Origin of the sequence: Agrobacterium sp. S7/73, assembly GCF_019355535.1 — a bacterium.
GTDB lineage: Bacteria > Pseudomonadota > Alphaproteobacteria > Rhizobiales > Rhizobiaceae > Agrobacterium > Agrobacterium tumefaciens.
The window spans coordinates 1,312,516-1,333,170 of record NZ_CP072136.1 but is presented as its reverse complement, the minus strand read 5'-3'; the positions used below and the strand labels follow the sequence as shown (position 1 = coordinate 1,333,170).

The 20,655-nt window shown below is 57.5% G+C and carries 17 protein-coding genes, 1 tRNA gene and 1 riboswitch; of the genes, 9 read left to right on the top strand and 9 right to left on the bottom strand.

Features of this window, described 5'->3' with window-relative positions; translation table 11 throughout:
• Nucleotides 1-59: 59 nt before the first annotated feature.
• A riboswitch (cobalamin riboswitch) is annotated at nt 60-246 on the bottom strand.
• A gap of 127 nt (nt 247-373) precedes the next feature.
• Nucleotides 374-1,204 carry a TolB family protein gene (locus J5276_RS06600; RefSeq protein WP_111790271.1) on the bottom strand — a complete coding sequence of 277 codons (831 nt, stop codon included), beginning with the start codon at nt 1,202-1,204 and terminating at the stop codon, nt 374-376.
• 192 nt (nt 1,205-1,396) lie between these two features.
• Between J5276_RS06600 and J5276_RS06595 the strand changes: the two genes are divergently transcribed.
• On the top strand, nt 1,397-1,774 hold the full coding sequence (locus J5276_RS06595) for a VOC family protein (RefSeq protein WP_111782479.1): 378 nt from the start codon (nt 1,397-1,399) through the stop codon (nt 1,772-1,774).
• A 148-nt stretch (nt 1,775-1,922) separates the two neighbouring features.
• Here J5276_RS06595 and J5276_RS06590 read toward each other — a convergent pair whose 3' ends face one another.
• Nucleotides 1,923-3,602, bottom strand: coding sequence for an NAD+ synthase (locus J5276_RS06590; protein ID WP_013636243.1), 1,680 nt, complete (start codon nt 3,600-3,602; stop codon nt 1,923-1,925).
• Nucleotides 3,603-3,833: 231 nt separating this feature from the next.
• Between J5276_RS06590 and J5276_RS06585 the strand changes: the two genes are divergently transcribed.
• The 3 genes from J5276_RS06585 to sthA all read left to right on the top strand — a co-directional run bounded on the left by J5276_RS06585 (nt 3,834) and on the right by sthA (nt 8,364).
• A complete protein-coding gene (locus J5276_RS06585; protein ID WP_162647853.1) occupies nt 3,834-5,774 on the top strand; it encodes an LTA synthase family protein in 1,941 nt (646 codons plus the stop codon).
• 109 nt (nt 5,775-5,883) lie between these two features.
• Complete coding sequence (locus J5276_RS06580) at nt 5,884-6,417, top strand: DUF1003 domain-containing protein (protein WP_003515504.1); 534 nt, start codon at nt 5,884-5,886, stop codon at nt 6,415-6,417.
• Nucleotides 6,418-6,960: 543 nt separating this feature from the next.
• Nucleotides 6,961-8,364 carry a Si-specific NAD(P)(+) transhydrogenase gene (gene sthA, locus J5276_RS06575; protein WP_003515506.1) on the top strand — a complete coding sequence of 468 codons (1,404 nt, stop codon included), beginning with the start codon at nt 6,961-6,963 and terminating at the stop codon, nt 8,362-8,364.
• Nucleotides 8,365-8,565: 201 nt separating this feature from the next.
• Here the strand turns inward: sthA and J5276_RS06570 are convergent, their stop codons facing one another.
• Nucleotides 8,566-9,216, bottom strand: coding sequence for a hypothetical protein (locus J5276_RS06570; RefSeq protein WP_112154643.1), 651 nt, complete (start codon nt 9,214-9,216; stop codon nt 8,566-8,568).
• A 254-nt stretch (nt 9,217-9,470) separates the two neighbouring features.
• A complete protein-coding gene (locus J5276_RS06565) occupies nt 9,471-10,010 on the bottom strand; it encodes an AAA family ATPase (protein WP_112178752.1) in 540 nt (179 codons plus the stop codon).
• A 298-nt stretch (nt 10,011-10,308) separates the two neighbouring features.
• On the opposite strand from J5276_RS06565, the gene J5276_RS06560 reads away from it, so the two are divergent.
• On the top strand, nt 10,309-11,298 hold the full coding sequence (locus J5276_RS06560) for a carbon-nitrogen hydrolase family protein (RefSeq protein ID WP_111799599.1): 990 nt from the start codon (nt 10,309-10,311) through the stop codon (nt 11,296-11,298).
• Nucleotides 11,299-11,437: 139 nt separating this feature from the next.
• Here J5276_RS06560 and tig read toward each other — a convergent pair whose 3' ends face one another.
• Together tig and J5276_RS06550 are read right to left on the bottom strand one after the other, a co-directional pair.
• On the bottom strand, nt 11,438-12,916 hold the full coding sequence (gene tig, locus J5276_RS06555; protein WP_003515514.1) for a trigger factor: 1,479 nt from the start codon (nt 12,914-12,916) through the stop codon (nt 11,438-11,440).
• Nucleotides 12,917-13,156: 240 nt separating this feature from the next.
• Nucleotides 13,157-13,239, bottom strand: a tRNA-Leu gene (locus tag J5276_RS06550).
• 660 nt (nt 13,240-13,899) lie between these two features.
• Between J5276_RS06550 and J5276_RS06545 the strand changes: the two genes are divergently transcribed.
• The 3 genes from J5276_RS06545 (at nt 13,900) to trmFO (ending at nt 16,422) form a co-directional block, all read left to right on the top strand.
• Nucleotides 13,900-14,046, top strand: coding sequence for a DUF1127 domain-containing protein (locus J5276_RS06545; RefSeq protein ID WP_003502992.1), 147 nt, complete (start codon nt 13,900-13,902; stop codon nt 14,044-14,046).
• Between the two features lie 478 nt (nt 14,047-14,524).
• Nucleotides 14,525-14,668: a DUF1127 domain-containing protein gene (locus tag J5276_RS06540; RefSeq protein WP_003515516.1), complete on the top strand. Its 144-nt coding sequence runs from the start codon at nt 14,525-14,527 to the stop codon at nt 14,666-14,668.
• A 296-nt stretch (nt 14,669-14,964) separates the two neighbouring features.
• Entirely contained in the window at nt 14,965-16,422 is a 1,458-nt protein-coding gene (gene trmFO, locus J5276_RS06535) for a methylenetetrahydrofolate--tRNA-(uracil(54)-C(5))-methyltransferase (FADH(2)-oxidizing) TrmFO (protein ID WP_162632914.1), read from the top strand.
• A 43-nt stretch (nt 16,423-16,465) separates the two neighbouring features.
• Here the strand turns inward: trmFO and J5276_RS06530 are convergent, their stop codons facing one another.
• Genes J5276_RS06530 through J5276_RS06520 form a run of 3 tightly spaced genes read right to left on the bottom strand, consistent with a single transcriptional unit; the run spans nt 16,466 to nt 18,838 of the window.
• Nucleotides 16,466-17,044: a TadE/TadG family type IV pilus assembly protein gene (locus tag J5276_RS06530; protein WP_013636251.1), complete on the bottom strand. Its 579-nt coding sequence runs from the start codon at nt 17,042-17,044 to the stop codon at nt 16,466-16,468.
• Complete coding sequence (locus J5276_RS06525; protein ID WP_112154642.1) at nt 17,041-17,574, bottom strand: TadE/TadG family type IV pilus assembly protein; 534 nt, start codon at nt 17,572-17,574, stop codon at nt 17,041-17,043. Before J5276_RS06525 ends, J5276_RS06530 begins: the two co-directional genes overlap by 4 nt.
• Nucleotides 17,561-18,838 (bottom strand): pilus assembly protein, encoded by a 1,278-nt coding sequence (locus tag J5276_RS06520; protein WP_236761503.1) that lies wholly within the window; start codon nt 18,836-18,838, stop codon nt 17,561-17,563. The genes J5276_RS06525 and J5276_RS06520 overlap by 14 nt, the downstream gene beginning before the upstream one ends.
• A gap of 543 nt (nt 18,839-19,381) precedes the next feature.
• Between J5276_RS06520 and J5276_RS06515 the strand changes: the two genes are divergently transcribed.
• Nucleotides 19,382-20,509 (top strand): S-(hydroxymethyl)glutathione dehydrogenase/class III alcohol dehydrogenase, encoded by a 1,128-nt coding sequence (locus J5276_RS06515; protein WP_025593598.1) that lies wholly within the window; start codon nt 19,382-19,384, stop codon nt 20,507-20,509.
• Nucleotides 20,510-20,655: the final 146 nt, after the last annotated feature.

Below are 20,655 nucleotides of genomic sequence, written 5' to 3'. Positions count from 1 at the left end.
CCGGCTCCGGTTTTCGCCTGCACGACGCGCTGCTGCAACAACCTGCCGCCGTCCACGCGGTCTGGTCTATCCTGTCAGGCCGGTCTTCTGACTCGGCTTCATCCGCCCACTTTCGCCTTCCCAAATGGATTCAGTGGCATCAAGAAAAAGGGCATCCGCCTCACAGCGCTGGGCACGTTCCGGTCTTGCACCGGATTCCCGATTCTCCCGCCCTAAAGGGCAGGCACCTGACGAAGAAGCTTATGAGCAACAAAGATTGCAAATACAAGTATCTTGCGCAGCGATGCGGCAATGTGACCGTGGCCACCTCACCGGCGTATTGCGGCCTTCAGCCGCCGCGCAGACGCGCGCCGGCTGAAGTACCCCTACCGCATCACCCAACGGGAAAATACCGCACATAAGCGAACTCATCCCCGTCCGGTGACCAGTTGGGCGAATTCATCGTTCCCTGCCCGCCGAAAAGGTCAAACAGCGTTTCGGCATTGCCGCCATCCATATCCATCAGCCGCACGCGCACGTTGAGGTCGCGCGGATGGTCGAAGACTTCGGCGTCGTAGGAGACGAAGACGACTTTGTCACCGCTGGGGGACGGATGCGGGAACCAGTCGCCATAGACGCTGTCGGTGATACGCTCGACGGCCGAGCCATCCACCCGCACGCGCCAGATCTGCATCTGGCCGGTGCGGCTGGAGTTGAAATAGATCCATTCTCCATCCGGCGAATAATCCGGCCCGTCATTGCGGCCCTCACCATGGGTAAGGCGTGTCTCAACGCCGCTGTCTATGTCCATGGAATAAATATCGAAAACCTGATCGCGAATGCCGCAATAGGCGAAACCTTTCCCGTCCGGCGACCAGCCGTGCCAGTAGGACGGAAGGTTCTTAGTCATCAGACGCGGCGTTCCGCCCGTCGAAGGCAGCAGATAGATGGCACTCTTGCCGAACTCCACCTTGTCGGAAATGGCATAAAGCGAACCGTCAGGCGAAATGCCGTGGTCATTGTTGCAGATTGTCGCAAAGCCGGTATCGACCTTTTCCGGCGAAGGGTCGCCGGCAAGTGACAGGCGATAAAGCAGACCGTCGCAGTTCAGAAGCAGGTATTTCCCGTCCGGCGACCAGTTCGGAGCCTCGAACAGCTCCGGCGTCTGCCAGACCACCCGCATCTGCCGAGTGCGGATGTTGAAGATTTCGATGGAACTGCGCATGCTGCCTCCCGGGCCTGTCGATCGTCTGGCGTTGAGCGTTGAATGGCACAAACATTCCGTTTGCATCCGCCACCGCCGTGATTATGATCCTATTGCCGCAGGCACCGCCCTGCAAATTCAAATAGGAAAAAACAGCAGCGTTCCGGCACCGCCCGCTCCCCTGCCCGTTTCTCCCAGATCCGAGGTTCCGCGATGAACACCATCGCCGTTCACGGCATCCGCTTCGGTCGGATCGCCGCAATGCTTCCTGTCAAGAATATCGAGAAGGCCCATGACTTTTATGTCCGTGTGCTGGGCTTCGAAAAGACCTTCGAAAACGGCAACCCTGTCGGTTTCATGATCCTGAAACAAGGTAATGCCGAGTTGCACCTGACATTGCAGTCGACGCACAAACCGGCCCCCTTCAATGTGGCGCATATGCTGGTCAGCGACGCCGGCGCGCTGCACGCGCTTTGCAAAAGCCACGGGCTTCGCATCATCAAAAGTCTGCAGGACAAGGATTATGGCCTGCGGGCCTTCGTTTTCGAAGACCCGGATGGTAACCGCATCGATGTGGGGCAGGTTATTTAACGAGATAGGGAGACGGCGCGGCGTGTCCGCGCCGTTGGAGGAAAAGGATGCTTCTTCGCCATCGATATATGGCGAAGCCGCCGCATCCGCACTCCGTCACCCCGAACTAGATTCGGGGTCCAGCAAGCTCCCCCATGCCCTCCTTCGACTACCTGTCCCTGAAACGGTTGGTAATCGGATAACGGCGATCGCGGCCGAAGTTCTTCTTGGTGATCTTCACCCCGGGCGCGGATTGGCGGCGTTTGTATTCGGCGAGATAGAGCAGATGCTCGATCCGGTGCACCGTCGCGATATCATGGCCACGCGCGAGGATTTCCTCGACCGACATTTCCTTTTCCACCAGGCACTCCAGAATATCGTCCAGCACCGGATAGGGCGGCAGCGAATCCTGGTCTGTCTGGTTGGGCCGCAATTCGGCGGATGGCGCCTTGGAGATGATATTGGCGGGGATCACTTCGCCGGACGGCCCGAGCGCGCCCGGCGGCACATGGGAATTGCGCCAGCTGGAGATGGCGTAGACCTGCATCTTGTAGAGGTCCTTGATGGGATTGAAACCGCCATTCATGTCGCCATAAAGCGTCGCATACCCCACCGACATTTCCGACTTGTTGCCTGTTGTCACCACCATCGAGCCGAACTTGTTGGAAACAGCCATGAGAATGGTGCCGCGTGTTCGGCTCTGCAGGTTTTCTTCGGTAATGCCTTCCTCCGTGCCTTCGAACATTTCCGAAAGCGCCGACAGGAACCCATCCACAGGTTCGGCAATGGGCACGATATCGTAACGGCAGCCGAGCGCTCTGGCGCAATCGGCTGCGTCCTTCAGCGAATCCTCGGAGGTGTAACGATAGGGCAGCATGATGCAGCGCACCCGCTCTTCGCCCAGCGCATCAACAGCAAGCGCAGCGCAGATCGCCGAATCGATACCGCCGGAAAGGCCGAGAACCACGCTCTTGAAGCCGTTCTTGTTGACGTAATCGCGAAAGCCCAGCATGCAGGCGCGGTAATCCGCCTCCTCGCCTTCAGGGATTTTCGAGAAAGGACCGCTCTCGCAGCGCCAGCCTTCTGCGGTGCGTTTCCAATCGGTGACGGCAAGGGTCGCCTCGAACTGGCTCATCTGGAAGGCAAGGGTCTTGTCGGCATTAAAACCGAAGCTCGCGCCGTCGAAAACCAGCTCGTCCTGCCCGCCAAGCTGATTGGCGAAGACCAGCGGCAAGCCGCTTTCGATTACCTGTTTCAGCGCCACCTGATGGCGCACATCCAGCTTGCCGCGATAATAGGGCGAACCATTCGGCACCAGCAGGATTTCCGCCCCGCTTTCGGCAAGCGTTTCGCACACACCCATATCGTTCCAGATTTCCTCGCAGATCGGAATGCCGATCCTGACACCGCGGAAATTATAGGGACCGGAGATCGAACCTTCGGCGAAAACGCGTTTTTCATCGAACTCGCCGTAATTCGGCAGGTCGATCTTGTCACGCAGCGCGATGATCTTGCCGCCATCCAGAAGCGCAACCGAATTGTGCCGGCCCGTTTCGCCCTGACGCGGAAAACCGATGACGACGCCCGGCCCGCCATCGGCGGTTTCCGCCGCCAGTTCTTCCACGGCCTTCAGGCACGCTTTCAGAAAAGCCGGCTTCAATACCAGGTCTTCCGGCGGATAGCCGGATATGAACAGCTCGGTCAGAAGCAGGAGATCGGCACCCTGCGTCGCCGCATCGGCCCGTGCTTCGCGCGCCCTGGCGAGATTGCCCGCCACGTCGCCAACAGTCGGATTGAACTGCCCGACGGCAATTCGAAGATGGTTTTTGATGTCGTGTCTGTCGCTCATGGCTTTTCAATACCGCGCCCGTGCCCGCTCCGCAACGCGGCAATTGCATGCCGCACCACCTTGATAGGATGAAGCCGCAACAGGCATTCACGCTAAGGTTATCACCGCACCGGCCACACTCCGCAAAGTTCATGTCGCGTTCATCGCGCTTATGTGACAGTTACATGACAGTTTTGCGACGCCCCGATTCACCTCCCCGAATTGCGCGGTGTTGCCTCGTAATACCGGAGTATGAGTTTGAGAAATTCGGCGCCAAAAACAACGGCTTCCGAAAAGGCTGATTTTGTCTTTTCTCCTGCAAGGACGCGGAGCCTTTCCAAGCTTTCGGGTAAGGCCTACACGCTTGCCAATCTGACATTTTCGTCGGTCGTGCTTGTCGTCGCGCTGGAATGGATCGCCCGCGGTTCGCTAGTTGATGTCGGCACCTTCCTCACCTCATCCGCCCGCCCCGGCATGACCACCATCGCCGCCGTGCTGCTGCTGCTCGTAGCGCTGGATTCCATCCTCGGCCGCCGTTACCTGTCGCTCATCGCCGTTGCGCCGCTTTGCGCGCTGACAGGGCTTATTTCCGCGCAGAAACAGACCTATCTCTCCGATCCGCTTTATCCCTCCGACCTGCTGTTCGGCCGGCAGATCCTCGAGCTTCTGCCCACCATGCTGAAAGCCCAGCCGCTGACGGCCGTGCTGGTCGGCCTTGGCCTTTGCGCCACGGTTGCGGCCCTTTCCACCCTGTGGCTGCTGGCGCGGCGTTATTCGCCGGGCTTGAGCTGGCGCGAACGCGCCGCAGGTCTTGTGCTGGCGCTGCCGCTTCTGGCCGGCCTCGCCTCGCTCATGGACTATTCGCATTATTCGTGGGTGCGCGATCGTCTCAACATCATCCCCATGATGTGGGATCAACAGGAGAATTACCGCCATAACGGTTTCCTGATGGCCTTTGCCTTCAATATTCCCATGGCCAACGTCTCGGCGCCGCAGGGTTACGGCGAAAACAGCATCGCAGACCTGACCTCGGAACCCGCCGCCTTTGCCGCCAACACGGGCGATTACCCTGATGTCATCATGTTGATGAGCGAATCGCTGTGGGATCCGACACGGCTTGAAAACGTGAAGCTCTCTGCCGATCCGATGCCCAACATCCGCGCCAAGCAATCCGGCAACGTGTTCTCGCCGGAATTCGGCGGCATGACGGCGAATGTGGAATTCGAGGCGCTGACCGGCTTTTCCAACGCCTTCCTGCCCTATGGCAGCATTCCCTACCAGCAATATATCCGCCGCCCGGTGCCCTCGCTTGCCAGCTTCTTCCGTGGCGAAGGGTATTCGGCCATCGCCATGCATCCGTTTCAGGAATGGTTCTGGAACCGCAAGGAAGTTTACAGGAATTTCGGCTTCGAGGAGTTCCGCTCGGAAGAGACATTGCCGCCCATGGAAAAGCGCGGCAACTTCGCCTCCGACGACGCGCTGATGGACCAGATCATGGTGGCCGCGGACGATGCGCGCAACCCGCTCTTCCTCTTCGCCGTCACCCTGCAGGGACACGGACCTTACGAGGCGGGCCGTTATGCCAGCGACACCATCGGCATAGAGGGCAATCTCTCCGCTTCCGCATCGCAGGCGCTTGGTACCTATGCGCAGGGCGTGGCGGAGGCCGACGACGCCTTTCTGAAGCTGATGCGCTGGGCAAAAAAGCGCGAGCGCGAAACCATCATCGTGCTCTTCGGCGATCACCTGCCGCCGCTTGGCCAGACATTCGTGGAAAGCGGCTACATGCCGGGCATGGTGGCCAGTCGCCGCGCGCCGCTGGAAATCATGAAAAAGGAACACGAGACGCCGCTTGTCGTCTGGTCCTCGAAGACGGGCGTGCGCAAGAATATCGGCACCATCAGCCCGGCGCTGTTGCCCTATCACGTATTGAAAACAGCCGGTTTCTCAGACCCCTTCTATACGGGGACTTTGGGTGAAGTGCAGGATGCGTTTTCCGTCGTCGACCGGCATATGCTGGTGGCAACGGATGGCAAGGCCCTGCCCGACTGGTCGATTTCACCCAATTCCATTCCGGACGTGGTGCGCAATTACCGCCTGCTGCAATTCGACATGATGTTCGGCGAGCAATATGGCCGAGAGCGCTTCTTCCCCGGCTTCAACTGGGTAAATGACGCTACACCCTCCGTCTGATGGGGCTGGATGTCTAAACGGCATGGCAGCGGAAATCATTTGAATTCCATTGCCATGCGGGTTTATCTCGACAGGGCCGTAACGAACCATCAGCACCACGAGAAGCACCGTGTCAGACATCTCCGACTATATCGTTTCGCACTTCAAGCGCTCCTCCCGGGAAATCGGCGAGGTGGAGCGTCGTATTCTGGAACTGTCGCACCAGAAAAAGCTGGTCTCGACCGACACCAATGCGGAATTTTCCGCCGGGGCAAACCTGGGCGACAGGCTGGCCGACAGCATTGCAAGGGTTGGCGGCTCCTGGGGATTTATCCTCAGCTTCTGCTTTTTCCTGGTGTTCTGGGCAATCATCAACACGATCGTGCTGACGACGCGGGCCTTCGACCCCTACCCCTTCATCTTCCTCAATCTTCTGCTCTCCATGCTCGCGGCCATTCAGGCGCCGATCATCATGATGTCGCAGAACCGGCAGGCCGCTCGTGACCGTTTCGAGGCCGCCAAGGATTATGAGGTGAACCTGAAAGCCGAGCTTGAGGTGCTGTCTCTGCACGAAAAGATCGACGTGAAGGTACTGGCCGAACTGGCAGCACTCAGGCAGGACCTCGCTGCCCTTCACCGCCATGTGACCCGGAAAGAAGACTGACGAAAAAGAACCGGCGCGCGAAAATCCATCCCCGCTTTTCCCCGCCCCGCCTTACCCTGTTATCTTGAATGCAGTCCTGCCAGGTAGACGCCAGACGTGGCGTAAACCGAAGGACGGTCCTGGTGGTGGGAACGGTGGCACGTTCATGGTGACAGGACCATTTCGCAAAAGGCCGTGCACTGCCTCTTGCGAAATACGGCTTTCTGGAAAGGCCCGGTCGCGCAAGCATCCGTCCACTCCAACCCCAATCAGCGCGTGACCGGGCACAACCCGTCTAAAACCACGAAAACCCGACGGCGAAGGCCGTGCCGGGCGCAAAGGCGCATCTTTGCGTCGCAAAACGACAAGCGGACAAAACGGTTACGAATCCGTCAGATTATTGCGCTACAGATTGACGCAGGCGTTTGTTGCATTGCACTCTTGTGTGCAAGGCTGACAAGGGAATCACTTCCCCTGGTCAAAATGGCATCACGACCATTTCGCGGCAGCGCCATCCCGGATGCGACATCCGGTCATTGCAATACATTCTGTTCCGGGGTTTTCATGTACCAGTTCGATCTGATTGTTATCGGCAGCGGTCCGGCGGGAAGACGCGCCGCCATCCAGGCCGCCAAGCTCGAAAAGAGGGTTCTGGTCATCGAGAAGGGCAGCCGCGTCGGCGGCGTTTCGGTGCACACAGGCACCATCCCTTCCAAGACATTGCGCGAAACCGCGCTCAATCTCACCGGCTGGCGCGAACGCGGTTTTTATGGCCGCTCCTACCGCGTCAAGCAGGAGATCGACGCGGACGATCTGCGCCGCCGCCTGCTGATCACGCTCGACCACGAGGTCGAGGTGCTGGAACACCAGTTCGCCCGCAACCGCGTGCAGCACATTCGCGGCACGGCAAGCTTCGTCGATGCCAACACGGTGAAGGTGGTGAAGAACGACGGTGAAGTCATGAACGTCACCGGCGCTTCCATTCTGCTCGCCATCGGCACGCGGCCCTACCGGCCACCGCATATTCCCTTCGACGGCGCGGCAGTGCTCGATTCGGACGAGATACTTGAGATCAAGGAACTGCCGCGCTCCATGGTCGTTGTCGGCGCGGGCGTCATCGGCATCGAATATGCCACGATCTTCAGTGCGCTCGACACGCAGGTAACGGTGGTTGAACCGCGCGAAACCATGCTGGAATTCATCGACAAGGAAATCGTCGAGGACTTCACCTATCAGTTGCGCGACCGTAACATGAAGCTGATCTTCGGCCAGAAAGCGGAAAAGGTGGAGCGCGACGACAGCGGCAAATGCCTCGTTTCGCTCAGCAACGGCCGCGTCCTTAAAGCCGAGACGGTGTTGTTCGCCGCCGGACGCGTCGGCGCAACCGATACGCTTAATCTTTCCGCCTGTGGGCTGGAAGCCGACAGCCGCGGCCGCCTGAAGGTCAATCCCGAGACCTTCCAGACAACAGTGCCGAACATTTACGCCGCCGGCGATATCATCGGTTTTCCGAGCCTCGCCTCCACCTCGATGGAACAGGGCCGTATCGCCGCCCGCCACGCGGTCGGTGCACCGGCCGGTGAACCGCCGCAGTTCTTCCCTTACGGCATCTATGCCGTTCCGGAAATCTCCACCTGCGGCCTGACGGAAGAAGAAGTCACTGAACGCCACATTCCCTATGAATGCGGCATCGCCCATTTCCGCGAAACCTCACGCGGCCATATCATGGGTCTCGACAGCGGGTTGCTGAAGATGATCTTCTCGCTGAAAACCCGCCGTCTGCTCGGCGTCCACATCGTCGGCGAAGGTGCCACCGAACTGGTGCATATCGGCCAGGCGGTGCTGAACCTGAAGGGTACGGTGGAATATTTTGTCGAGAACACCTTCAACTATCCCACGCTTGCCGAGGCCTACAAGATTGCCGGTCTCGACGCGTGGAACCGCATGGGTGAGCTGAAGAAGGATTGAGGTTGGCTGTTGCGGGTGGAGATCGTTTGCAATGTGCGCAAACCTCTCCTCCGTCATGGTCGGGCCTGTCCCGAGCCTCTGCAACGTCACGATTTTATGCGACGTGATTAGATCCATGGGACAAGCCTAAGGATGACGCCGAATGCGACGCAAGAACGTCGATCGCTTTCTGCTCATCCATACGATAACCGGTGACGCCCCTCACCACCGAATACTATACCGCGCACTCACACCCGGCCGAAAATGATCCGCATATCCCTGATCGAGCGTTCCGCGCACTGTCAGGTGATCGCCGATCTTCTGCTCCACGGCCACGCCGCTGCTGAACTCGTTGAAGCTGTTGCGGCTTGCCCCCGTCAGCACGAAGGCCGTGCCGGTTTCCGAGCGGGAAAGGCGCAGCGACTGCGATACGTCCAGCCCGTTCCATTGCTGCGCCGTGCCGTCATAACGCACCGTGAAATTGCGGTTGGCCTCGATATCCAGTTCCGGCGTAACGATGCGTTTCTGTCGCGACGTCATGGAAACGCTGCTCGACCCCGTCAACGCGTTGAAGAGGACACCGACATCACGGGCAAGCGACACGCCGGGCAACTGTTCCGCCAAAAGCGTGACATTGCCCCACAACCTTACTGGCGTATCCACCACCTGCCCCGTCCTGGAGGCATTCATGCCCATTTCCAGCCCCGCCCGGATCGGCGTCTCGACCGGCAGCTTCGCACCGATACGCGCCGTATAGGAACGATCGGAATTCTTGACCGGCTTCCAGATCAACTCCGGCTCATCGGCACGGGCGTCGGTGCCAATCGCGGCGAACAGAGAAAACAACAGGGCGAAGCCCGTTCGTGGCGACATATCTTGTCCCCTGGCAAATTAAGGGCGCACCGGGTGAACCCGGCAGGCACGGTAAAAGCTTAAGGCCAAAGGTTTTGGCAGCGATGACAGCCGCGCGTTGGCGGCCATGTTTCCTTGACGGCTGCACCGGCAGCCAAGGCAAATCATGCTGCGCAGGGTGCCAGATGAACCGGAGATGAACAAGAGCAGATGCAGCAAAAAATCATGCTGCACTGCATTGTGATCGAAACGAAGGTGACGGGAAGCGCAGCGTGTTAATTTCCTGCCTTCGGAACAACGCAACGAGCCAGAATATCACCCACTACCACTGCCAAAGACCTCGATGAATCAATGGCAGATGCACCGCCTGGAAGGTCTTCTTTCGTTGCGTGGAGTTGCAGGACAAATTGTCTTTCGGCCAGATTGCCACCGAACTCATCCTCGGGCCTGGCAGCCAGCCGTCTTTGTAAGGTCGCTTCATCGACATCCAGAACGCAGACATCATCGAACAGATCTATAAAGCGTCGAAAATTTCTCGATCCGCCACAGAAGAAGGTGACGGCGTGCTCTTGATCAGACACAAGCTGCCGAACTTTTTCGACATTCCAGATATGATGTCGGTGACGGAAGGCGATTTTTGTGTCGTCGCCCTGAAACAGCGCGACATCCATGGGTTCGCCCGTTTGGGGGTCGCCTTTGTAAGCCAGTTCACGGTCGCCGTGAATCACATGAAGGCCGCGTTGCTGAAGTTCCGTTGCAACCGAGGTTTTACCAGCCCCGGAGATACCCTCAATCAAATAATTTCTTCTGCCCATCGCCGCGACTGCCCAAAGCCCTGTCATGCCTTCTGAAGATAATAGTCGAGAAAGACGTGAAGATGTCGGAGTGTCGAATTCTCCGGTTCATGTAATGCGGAATTGCGGTAGCTTGACGACTCAACGTTTTCCCACTGATAGTGACAAAAGGCGAAGCCTGCGCCTAACCTCCCAGACCTTCTCCAGCATGGTCTTGAACGGAGGCAAAGGGACTGTCGTTGTCTCAGGCTACTGTCTTGGTCCGATCGTTTCGGGCGGGTTGCTGGGGAATCGCGTCCGGGACGTGAAAGGCCTGATCATGACGCAAAATAATAATTTCAAACGCCGTGTAAGAGCTCGTGCAGCGAAAACCGGCGAGTCCTATACGGCGGCGCTCAAGCATATCCGCCGAACTCCCGACATGCCAGTTAGCCCTTCTTTACGAATGGCTGTCGCGCAAACGTCGCTGGTCGACGACCCTCGTATGGTTTCGGCACTGAAAGCAGCCGGGCAAGAAATACGTCGCCTCATGTGCGATGCCCATAAGGCCGGCGCCCGTCTCATCCATTTCCCGGAAGGGGCAACGTGCTGGCCCAATAAACGCATCATGTCCGAAACTGGGCCGAGAGAAATCGGGCCTTCCGACTGGACGCGCTTTGAATGGGAAACTCTGCGCAGAGAACTGGAAGCGAGCAGAAAACTGGCGCGAAGGCTGAAGCTTTGGACGATTCTCGGTTCCGTCCATCAGCTTACTCCGCCACATCGACCGTATAACAGCCTGTACGTCATCTCCGATCGCGGGAAGCTTATCACTCGCTACGATGAGCGCCTGCTGTCGAACACCAAAATCTCGTTCATGTACTCGCCGGGAACTGTACCGGTGACGTTTGAAATCGATGGCTTCCGTTTTGGTTGCGCGCTCGGCATGGAGGCGCACTACCCAGAAATATTCATGGAATACGAGAAGCTGAACGTCGATTGCGTGCTGTTTTCCACCGCAGGTGATGGCCCGTCCAATGCCCCGGCATTTGCAGCCGAAATATTGGGGCATGCGGTGAGCAACACCTATTGGGCCAGCTATTCCACCTTGGCGGCTCAGAGTACAGCTGCTCCCTCGGGAATCGCCGCACCGGATGGCCGTTGGGTGGCGCAATGCCCGATGAACGGTTTACCGGCTATCGCAATAGCAGACATTGCTATCGATCGTGAAAATCCCGCACGACCATGGCGGCGAAAAGCCCGTAGCGATCTATATGCGCCTCATCAGGTGAATAATGATCCCAGAAGCGATAGCCGGGAGCAATTTTAACAGGCGAGATCGGTCAGCGGCGCGGTTTGGGCCCGCTGGCCACCGCGCAAGGCGGATGGACCGCATCGCCCAGACGAAACAAAAAAGGCCGCAGCTTTCGCCACGGCCCTTCCATTCATTCAGCTTTCGCCCGCCAAGATTATTCGGCGTCGGCCTCAGTGGCCTTCTTCTTGGCCGGAGCCTTCTTCTTCGGAGCGGCTTCTTCGCCTTCAGCGGCGTCGTCAGCCTTGGCAGCAGCCTTTTTCTTGGCAGGCGCCTTCTTCTTGGTTTCAGTTGCTTCTTCGCCGTCGTCAGCCAGAAGCTCTTCCTTGGAAACGGTCTTGTCCGTTACCGAGATTTCCGTGAGCAGCTTGTCTATGACCTTTTCTTCGAAGATCGGAGCGCGCAGCGAAGCGGAAGCGCCGGGGGTGTTGCGGAAGAAATCGAGGATTTCCTTCTGCTGGCCGGGGAACTGCTGCAGCTGCTGGAACAGCGCGCGCTGCATTTCTTCTTCGGTCACTTCGACGCCGGCCTTTTCGCCGATTTCGGAGAGAACGAGGCCGAGACGAACGCGGCGCTCAGCAAGCTTGCGATATTCTTCGCGGGCTTCTTCTTCCGTGGTGTCTTCGTCAGCGAAGGTCTTGCCGGACTGGGCAAGATCGGTGTTGATCTGGCGCCAGATGTTGTCGAATTCGGCATCGACGAGGCCAGCCGGCGTGTCGAACTTGTACATTTCGTCGAGCTGGTCGAGAATCTGACGCTTGACCTTCTGGCGGGTTACGTTGCCGTACTGGCTTTCGATCTGGCCGCGAACGATTTCCTTCAGCTTTTCAGCCGATTCGAGACCGAGCTTTTCCGCCAGTTCGTCGTTGATTTCAACAGCAGCGGCAGCAGCAACTTCCTTGACGGTGATGTCGAAGTTGGCTTCCTTGCCTGCGAGGTTCGCAGCCGGGTAGTCAGCCGGGAAAGTCACGGTGATGGTCTTTTCGTCGCCAGCCTTGACGCCAACGAGCTGGTCTTCGAAGCCGGGGATGAAGCGGCCAGAACCGAGAACCAGTTCAGCGTCTTCAGCAGCGCCGCCATCGAAGGCTTCGCCGTCAACCTTGCCGAGATAGTTCATGGTGACGCGGTCGCCTTCGGCGGCCTTGCCCTTCTTGGCTTCAAAGGTACGGGCGCTCTCAGCGATCTTGAGGATCTGCTCGTTGATTTCGTCTTCGGAGACTTCAACAACTTCGCGGGTAACCTTGATGCCGTCATTGGCCTTCAGTTCGATGGCCGGAATGATTTCGTAGGCAACGGTGAATTCGAAATCGGTTTCAGCCGAAAGGATCTTTTCGGCTTCCTGCTCGTCTTCGGTCATGGAGATGGCCGGCTGCGTTGCAGACTTCTCACCGCGGCTGGAAAGGATTTCGGAAGGCTTTTCACGAACCAGCTCGTTGACGAGGTCGGCCATGATGGACTTGCCATACATCTTCTTCAGATGGCCCATCGGCACCTTGCCGGGACGGAAACCGTTGATGCGAACCTTGTCCTTGGCGTCAACCAGGCGCTCGTCCAGACGGGCCTTCATGTCGGCAGCCGGGATAACGACCTTGAGTTCGCGCTTCAGGCCTTCAGCCAGCGTTTCGATAACCTGCATTTTCTCAAACCTTCACATCATGGCGGCGGTGCTCAGACAGCCGTTGGTTTACTTTCGAGCACTGCGCCGGAAACGTCGTTCCCCGGCCGTGGCTTCCATTATTTCTTCACACAAGCGCCTGCCGGACAAAATTGCGCTCGCGCCGGAGACAAGGGCGCGAAGGGGATGATGAACCCCAAAGCTCCCTGCATCACTAAGGATGCACTCTGGCACAAGCGTGGCACAGCCATGCTTTACTTGTGGTGCGGGTAGAGAGACTCGAACTCCCACGCCGAAGCGTTGGTACCTAAAACCAATGCGTCTACCAATTCCGCCATACCCGCACGTTGGGCGGCGGTATGTCACAATGTTCTGGAAGGGTCAAGCACACCTTATCGCCGCGTCCCGTTTCGCCCGGACTTTTCTTGGGTCCCCGCCCCCAGCCGCAAAAGCCGGCCGGTACGTTCTTGCCGTTTCGTGCCCGCAAGAAAGGGAACGACGCGCCCGCAGACGATGACACGAGGGGCCGCAAAACTGCGCACGCCGTCTCCCTCTTTCCCGTCCCGCTTCACATGTTCCGACAGGAAAAACGCGCAACATTTATGCGGCTACATGACATTATATATATGACGTGCCGCCCGTCATTTTACGAGAACGCGCGCCTCCAGCCGAAGCCCTTATACGAACGACCTTTGCATCCCCATCCTTGCCTCTGCGCTGCCCGACCCGTTGTATTCAGCCGGACCGCACGGCTTGGCAGCGACAGATGCCGCCAAGTTCACTAAAAGCACACAAATTGGTCACAAATTATGCAGTAACCACCGCAATTGGGGTCATTTACCGGCTTGCTTTGCGTTCCATGCATAGGTGGCATCTTGCTTTGTCTGTTTTTGTTTTTATTAAACCGATTATATTCATGGTCATACAGAGATCGAGTTCAGCCCCGAGCCTAATCCTCCCAAGACGGGCCGGAAATGCTGGACAGCACGAAGAGGAAGATGACAATGAACATTACACGCTCGCTCACCAACTGGCGCAAGTATCGTCAGACCGTAACCGAACTCGGCCGCATGACCGACCGCGAACTGAATGACCTCGGCATTGGCCGTCAGGACATCCGTCGCGTCGCACGCACCGCCGTCGGCATCTAATACGCTCCGCCGCTTGAAGCGGCGGATGCGAGACGACCTTCCCAAAAGGCCAGAGGCTCCCGCCTCCGGCCTTTTTTTTTCGTTCTGGCACCCTCTCGGAACCGAGCCGCGCCGCCCCACCGGCATGTGCGCGTGACAAACAGATGAAAAATGCATCGATTAGGCGGCTGCATCCGGCATGTCTGGAGAGCCCGAACGCCCTTCAAGCACCGCTGAGGGGAGCAAAAAGCCGGTCTAACACCGCCAATGGCCGCAAACCCCTTCAAAACCGCCCGAAAGACAGGCATTTCCGCTCATATTTTGCTCATGCGGTAGTCAAAGCCGCAAATTTAGCCGACATAGTGCACAAATGCATGGCAGTCGCCTAAATTCTGCACTGCACAACATGGCTCAATGTCTATATATAAAACCTCAACAGCCGAGAGCACAGAAACACTGAGCCGGCCGACGAAATCAAAGAAAGATTGAGGAAACGATCATGAACCCTATCCGCATCGCAAAGAACTGGATCTCCTACCGTCGCACGATCAACGAACTTGGCAGCCTGTCCAACCAGGCCCTGAGCGACATCGGCCTGACACGTTACGACATCCGTAACGTAGCTTCCCGTTCGTTCCGCTAAGGCGTAAAAGATCGTCCCGCTGCCCGACCTCCAGGGCGCGACGATTGAGCGACAGGTAAAAGAAAGCGGCGCCTCTGGCGCCGTTTTTGATTCTGGCGGTATTCGCCGGAGATTTTTGGCTTACAAGCATAGAGACCACATTCCCTCCGCCCCAATCGTGCCACCCGCAAAAACATTTGGCTGTCGCAGCCATGCATGGTAGTGCATCGCCCTGAAAAACGCGTCCTTCGGGACCCGCGCGGAACAATCACTCGAAAGACAGCCGCCGGAGGGGAGCTTTTGCCCCCACGCGGCCTATGGGCGCCAGCATGCAAGACAAGACCTATTCTCCCATTCACGTCGTGGGCGGCGGACTGGCCGGTTCGGAAGCCGCCTGGCAGATCGCTGAAAGCGGCGTTCCAGTCATCCTGCACGAAATGCGCGGCGTGCGCGGCACGGAAGCGCACAAGGGCGATACGCTGGCGGAACTGGTCTGTTCCAACTCCTTCCGCTCCGACGATGCGACCGCCAATGCAGTGGGCGTCATCCATGCGGAAATGCGGCTTGCCGGCTCGTTGATCATGGCCTGCGCCGACAGGCATCAGGTACCTGCCGGCGGCGCGCTTGCCGTCGATCGCGACGGATTTTCTCAGGCCGTCACGGACCGGCTCGAAAGTCACCCACTGGTGACGATCCTGCGCGAAGAGGTTTCCGGCCTGCCGCCGAAGGAATGGGGCAGCAGCATCATCGCCACCGGCCCGCTCACCTCGCCGGATCTGGCGGCGGCGGTTCAGGCCGAGACGGGTGAGGATGCCCTGGCATTCTTTGACGCCATTGCCCCCATTGTGCACCGCGACAGCATCAACATGGATATCTGCTGGTACCAGTCGCGTTACGACAAGGTTGGCCCCGGCGGCACGGGCAAGGATTACATCAACTGCCCGATGAACGAGGAGCAATACAACGCCTTCATCGACGCGCTGATCGCCGGCGACACGGTGGGTTTCAAGGAATGGGAAGGCACACCCTATTTCGACGGCTGCCTGCCAATCGAGATCATGGCTGAACGCGGCCGCCAGACGCTGCGCCACGGCCCTATGAAACCGATGGGCCTGACCAACGCCCACAACCCCACCGTCAAGGCCTATGCCGTGGTCCAGCTTCGCCAGGACAATGCGCTCGGCACGCTTTACAACATGGTGGGTTTCCAGACCAAACTGAAATACGGCGCGCAGGCGGATGTATTTCGCATGATCCCGGGTCTCGAAAATGCGGAATTCGCCCGTTTGGGCGGCCTGCACCGCAACACCTATATCGATTCCCCCATCCTGCTCGATCCATCGCTGAAGCTGAAATCCCGGCCTGACCTGCGTTTTGCAGGCCAGATCACCGGCTGCGAAGGGTATGTGGAAAGCGCCTCCGTCGGACTTCTGGCCGGCCGTTTCGCTGCCGCTGAACGGAAAGGTGAGACCCCGAGCCTGCCGCCCGCAACGACAGCCCTCGGCTCACTTCTCAACCACATCACCGGCGGGCATCTTTCCTCGAATGATGAGCCGGGCAAACGTTCCTTCCAGCCGATGAACATCAATTTCGGCCTCTTCCCAGAACTGGAGCCAGGCTCCATCGTCAAGCCGGAAGGCGTGAAACGTTTTCGCGGCAAGGACAAGACAATCATGAAACGCCAGCTCGTTGCAGCGCGGGCGTTGAGGGATTGCGCGACGTGGTTGAACGGGGGCGAGGTCACCCTAGAAACCGTCACCGATCATTATCGCTGAAACGCCACGGGATTGGCTAGGGTGAAGCCCCTGACCAATGCCGTCAGCGAACATTCCAGAAAAGCCAGTCCGACTTGCCCTTCTGATATTTGTAGTGTCGGGAGAAATACGGGTTTACCGCCGTCACGTATTCGAACTCGATATCCGTATTGCCCAGCAACGAAATGAGCGGGCGGTATTTGTAACGCCCCGAAATTACGATTACCGCTTCTTCGGTCTTGAAGTTTCCTTGCGTCAATATCTTGTCCCACTTCACGTTTTCGGCGTTGCCAAAAAAATTGTATGGGGCGAACTCGGTCACGGCGACCCCACCCACAAGCTTGGCGCTTCTGAGCGTCAGATCAAGCTTTTCAGATTCGAGCGGGCGCCCGGCAGCCATGACAAAGGATTTGACGCCCGTCCTAACGCGTTCCTCAAACTCCGGAAATCGGGCCGACCAACGGGCCGTATTGTCCACAACTGTTACGAAACGGTCATAGCTCATCCAGCCACGCCCGATTTCGATCACCATCGCCAGTACTAGAATGAGCAAAGGCATCAATAGCGCTAATTCCACCGCGGCAACGCCAGAGCGCGAACTTATCAGCGAGATGGATAGATATTTCAATCTCTTACCAATCATTCCGTCACCCGAACTGCGGTGATCGCCAGAGAGAGATTTTGCAATTGCGGCTTGCCCCCGGAACTGGGAACGAGCAGATGGGTGGTGGGAAGAATGAATTTCCAGTCATACCCCAGCGCCAGAAGATATTGCCCGGCGGCCTTGCTTGGCGCCTCGAATTTGTTCTCGACCGGAAATGTCACCGGTGTAGTAGCAAGGTTGGCATCAGCAATGGCAATGAGCGATATTTTCAGGTCATCTTCAGTTGTCGCGAGCAGGAAATTCGAGGCAATAACCTGCCTGAACTCCGCCGCGGTAACGGACGTTCGGCTAGCCGCCGCCTTGCGCAGATATTCAGTCCCGGCAGTGGCCGCCGTCGACATATTGAGGCTGAAGAAAAGCACGAGACTAACTTCGATGATACCGAAGATCAGCAGGAGATAGACCGGCAAAAGCAAACCGAACTCAACGGCGGTAGCCGCACGGATATCCGTGGCAAGCGACCGGATGAGACTGGGGAAGTCACGATGCGATATCTTAAAACGAGTCAAGATAAGTGACCTCGAATGCCGTTATGATGCCACCCAGACTGTCGCTCGTTCCAGCGGCGGCGATCGACAGCTTGTACAGCGAATAAGTATCGACAGTGACCTCGTAGCTTCGGCGCTCCCATCGAATTTCATTCGCCTTCTGGCTCATCTGGATAATTTTTTTCTCTACACCCATTTGGGGCCGCAACACCTGCAGCGAAATATCGATGTCGTTCGAGCCTTCGTAACTTTGGTTTCGCCCGTTGTACCAGACCGAGATTTCGTATTTGCCGGGATGCATTTCCACATATTTGAAGATCGAGCTGTTGGCGTCGCGTCTTTTTTGCCCTTCCCAGTGACTGTCAAGTTCGACAGCGTAGCGGGTTGGCGGTATTCGCTCATTTTGGCCGTTGCGCATCGAGGGCGTGTTGTTCTTCTCTTCTGTAGTACACTGCTGCTCCTGCTCGGAATTCAAGGCGTCCTTGCCATCCGTTTGCGCCTTGCTGCCGTTTTTCGAATCGTTGTTTTCTTTGGGAAGAGTAGCCTGTGACTTTGGGGTGCATGTCATCCCGGCGCTTGTCTCTTTCTCCTTTTCCTGATCCCCGTAGCCCTGCCAGCCATAGTTCTTCCGGCAATCCGCATTGCTCCAATCCTGAAGTTCGATGCCCGGCCCCGTACCGCCATCCCATCCCAGTTCGGCATAGGTATAAACACCCCAGCAACCGTTGGGTGTTTTGGCGGTTCTGCCGTTTTTCAGCATACGTTCCGTGCCGTTCAGCGTCTTTTCGAAGGTGTTGTTGACGACGACCTCACCGTCATGTGGATAAGGCGGTATACCGCCACAACGATACGACAGCTGATAGTCCAGTTTTTCCGCCCCGAACATGCCACTGAACACGGTTTTGTAGCTGAACTTTGCGTCTATATCCGTCGTCAGCCAGTCGATTTTAACATCGCGACTGACCACATTCTGTTTGGTGGAACGGATCAGTGCGTCGAACGTGTCGAGCACGTTTTTACGGCGCACCTCATCCAGGGGTACGTTCGTGCGCGTCGGTTTTGTCGAACGCTCACAGGCCTGTGCAACCACCCGCTTCGACTGGCTATAATAGGCCAACGCCCGGCCGCCTTCGAAAAGAAACCCGAAAAAAAGCAGGAAAACCGGCAACAGCAACGCCGTCATAATGGCGAAACTGGCCCTTCGGTCGTGCAAAAACGCCCCGAAAATCTCCGCCAGACCGTCCAGTTTTGTCTTAAAATTCAACATTTGAAAATGCCGCTTCATGAAATTGGCTATCACCCGCCTTAAAATAAATCGCCCAGTTTCCCTCCACGCATCCGGACAGACACAACGCCACAGCCGGAGGGAATATTGGGGCAGCAGCAAACAAACTCAGCAAAGGCTGATGTACCGCGATCATGGCGGCACGCGGCAAATGAGCCGAACCACTTGCAAGCAAGAGATGCAAAAACTAATAACAGCCGCCGAAATACAGCACCGACTGCGGGTTATGCTCCATTCGAAATTCTATAGTGTGGTATAAACACCAAATTTGTAAATTAATAGTCACCTTTATTCCGAAAAATATATGTAAAAACATACACTTAAATCACGTATTCATAATTTAGAATAGCTGAAGTAAACCATATAAAGACAACGCGAAACATTGCCCTGATGGCAGTTCCGCGACGATGCGAAAATTCCTCACAGGTGTGACGGGCATTGCCGTCTTTTGAATACGGCAAGACGGATTTGTACCTTGCCCCTGCCGCCAAGCTCGGGCAAAACAGCCCTATCCAATCACGAGACCATGCCAGGAGATAGAATATGGACGTTCGCGCCGCAGTTGCCATTCAGGCAGGAAAACCGCTTGAGGTCATGACCGTTCAACTCGAAGGTCCCCGCGCTGGCGAAGTGCTGGTCGAGGTCAAGGCGACAGGTATCTGCCACACCGATGATTTCACTCTCTCCGGTGCCGATCCCGAAGGTCTGTTTCCGGCCATCCTCGGCCATGAGGGTGCAGGCATCGTCGTTGATGTCGGTCCCGGTGTCACCTCGGTCAAGAAGGGCGATCATGTCATTCCGCTTTACACGCCGGAATGCCGCGAGTGCTATTCCTGCACATCGCGCAAGACCAATCTCTGCACCTCCATCCGCGCCACCCAGGGCCAGGGCGTGATGCCTGACGGCACCTCGCGCTTCTCGATCGGCAAGGACAAGATCCACCACTATATGGGCTGCTCGACTTTCTCGAACTTCACCGTCCTGCCCGAGATCGCCCTTGCCAAGATCAATCCCGATGCGCCCTTCGACAAGGTCTGTTACATCGGCTGTGGTGTGACGACCGGCATCGGCGCCGTTATCAACACCGCCAAGGTGGAGATCGGCTCGACGGCAATCGTCTTCGGTCTCGGCGGCATTGGTCTCAACGTTCTGCAAGGCCTGCGTCTTGCCGGCGCTGACATGATCATCGGTGTCGATATCAACAATGACCGCAAGGCCTGGGGCGAGAAGTTCGGCATGACCCACTTCGTCAACCCGAAGGAAGTGGGCGACGACATCGTGCCCTATCTCGTCAACATGACGAAGCGCAATGGCGACCTGATCGGCGGCGCGGATTATACGTTCGACTGCACGGGCAATACCAAGGTCATGCGCCAGGCGCTGGAAGCCTCGCATCGCGGCTGGGGCAAGTCTGTCATCATCGGCGTTGCGGGTGCGGGCCAGGAAATCTCCACGCGTCCATTCCAGCTGGTCACCGGCCGCAACTGGATGGGCACGGCCTTCGGCGGCGCGCGCGGCCGCACCGACGTGCCGAAGATTGTCGACTGGTACATGGAAGGCAAGATCCAGATCGATCCGATGATCACCCACACGATGCCGCTTGAAGACATCAACAAGGGCTTTGACCTGATGCACAAGGGCGAGAGCATCCGCGGCGTCGTTGTCTATTGATCGGCTGAAAAAAATGGCAGGCGCGCACCGCGCGTCTGCCATATGAATTGACCGACCTTTCCGCTTACAGCCGTGCCGATTAACGGGACGGTAAATCTATCGTCGTATGCCGATATTGCGCGGTGGAGTTGAAAAATCCCTCCCTG

What these genes read in the sequence shown, in the direction of transcription:
- J5276_RS06515 (WP_025593598.1), top strand. Translation starts at nt 19,382, where the DNA reads ATGGACGTTCGCGCCGCAGTTGCCATTCAGGCAGGAAAACCGCTTGAG.
- J5276_RS06590 (WP_013636243.1), bottom strand. Translation starts at nt 3,602, where the DNA reads ATGAGCGACAGACACGACATCAAAAACCATCTTCGAATTGCCGTCGGG.
- sthA (WP_003515506.1), top strand. Translation starts at nt 6,961, where the DNA reads ATGTACCAGTTCGATCTGATTGTTATCGGCAGCGGTCCGGCGGGAAGA.
- J5276_RS06540 (WP_003515516.1), top strand. Translation starts at nt 14,525, where the DNA reads ATGAACCCTATCCGCATCGCAAAGAACTGGATCTCCTACCGTCGCACG.
- J5276_RS06585 (WP_162647853.1), top strand. Translation starts at nt 3,834, where the DNA reads ATGAGTTTGAGAAATTCGGCGCCAAAAACAACGGCTTCCGAAAAGGCT.
- J5276_RS06545 (WP_003502992.1), top strand. Translation starts at nt 13,900, where the DNA reads ATGAACATTACACGCTCGCTCACCAACTGGCGCAAGTATCGTCAGACC.
- J5276_RS06600 (WP_111790271.1), bottom strand. Translation starts at nt 1,204, where the DNA reads ATGCGCAGTTCCATCGAAATCTTCAACATCCGCACTCGGCAGATGCGG.
- trmFO (WP_162632914.1), top strand. Translation starts at nt 14,965, where the DNA reads ATGGGCGCCAGCATGCAAGACAAGACCTATTCTCCCATTCACGTCGTG.
- J5276_RS06570 (WP_112154643.1), bottom strand. Translation starts at nt 9,216, where the DNA reads ATGTCGCCACGAACGGGCTTCGCCCTGTTGTTTTCTCTGTTCGCCGCG.
- J5276_RS06560 (WP_111799599.1), top strand. Translation starts at nt 10,309, where the DNA reads ATGACGCAAAATAATAATTTCAAACGCCGTGTAAGAGCTCGTGCAGCG.
- J5276_RS06595 (WP_111782479.1), top strand. Translation starts at nt 1,397, where the DNA reads ATGAACACCATCGCCGTTCACGGCATCCGCTTCGGTCGGATCGCCGCA.
- J5276_RS06520 (WP_236761503.1), bottom strand. Translation starts at nt 18,838, where the DNA reads ATGAAGCGGCATTTTCAAATGTTGAATTTTAAGACAAAACTGGACGGT.
- J5276_RS06565 (WP_112178752.1), bottom strand. Translation starts at nt 10,010, where the DNA reads ATGGGCAGAAGAAATTATTTGATTGAGGGTATCTCCGGGGCTGGTAAA.
- J5276_RS06530 (WP_013636251.1), bottom strand. Translation starts at nt 17,044, where the DNA reads ATGATTGGTAAGAGATTGAAATATCTATCCATCTCGCTGATAAGTTCG.
- tig (WP_003515514.1), bottom strand. Translation starts at nt 12,916, where the DNA reads ATGCAGGTTATCGAAACGCTGGCTGAAGGCCTGAAGCGCGAACTCAAG.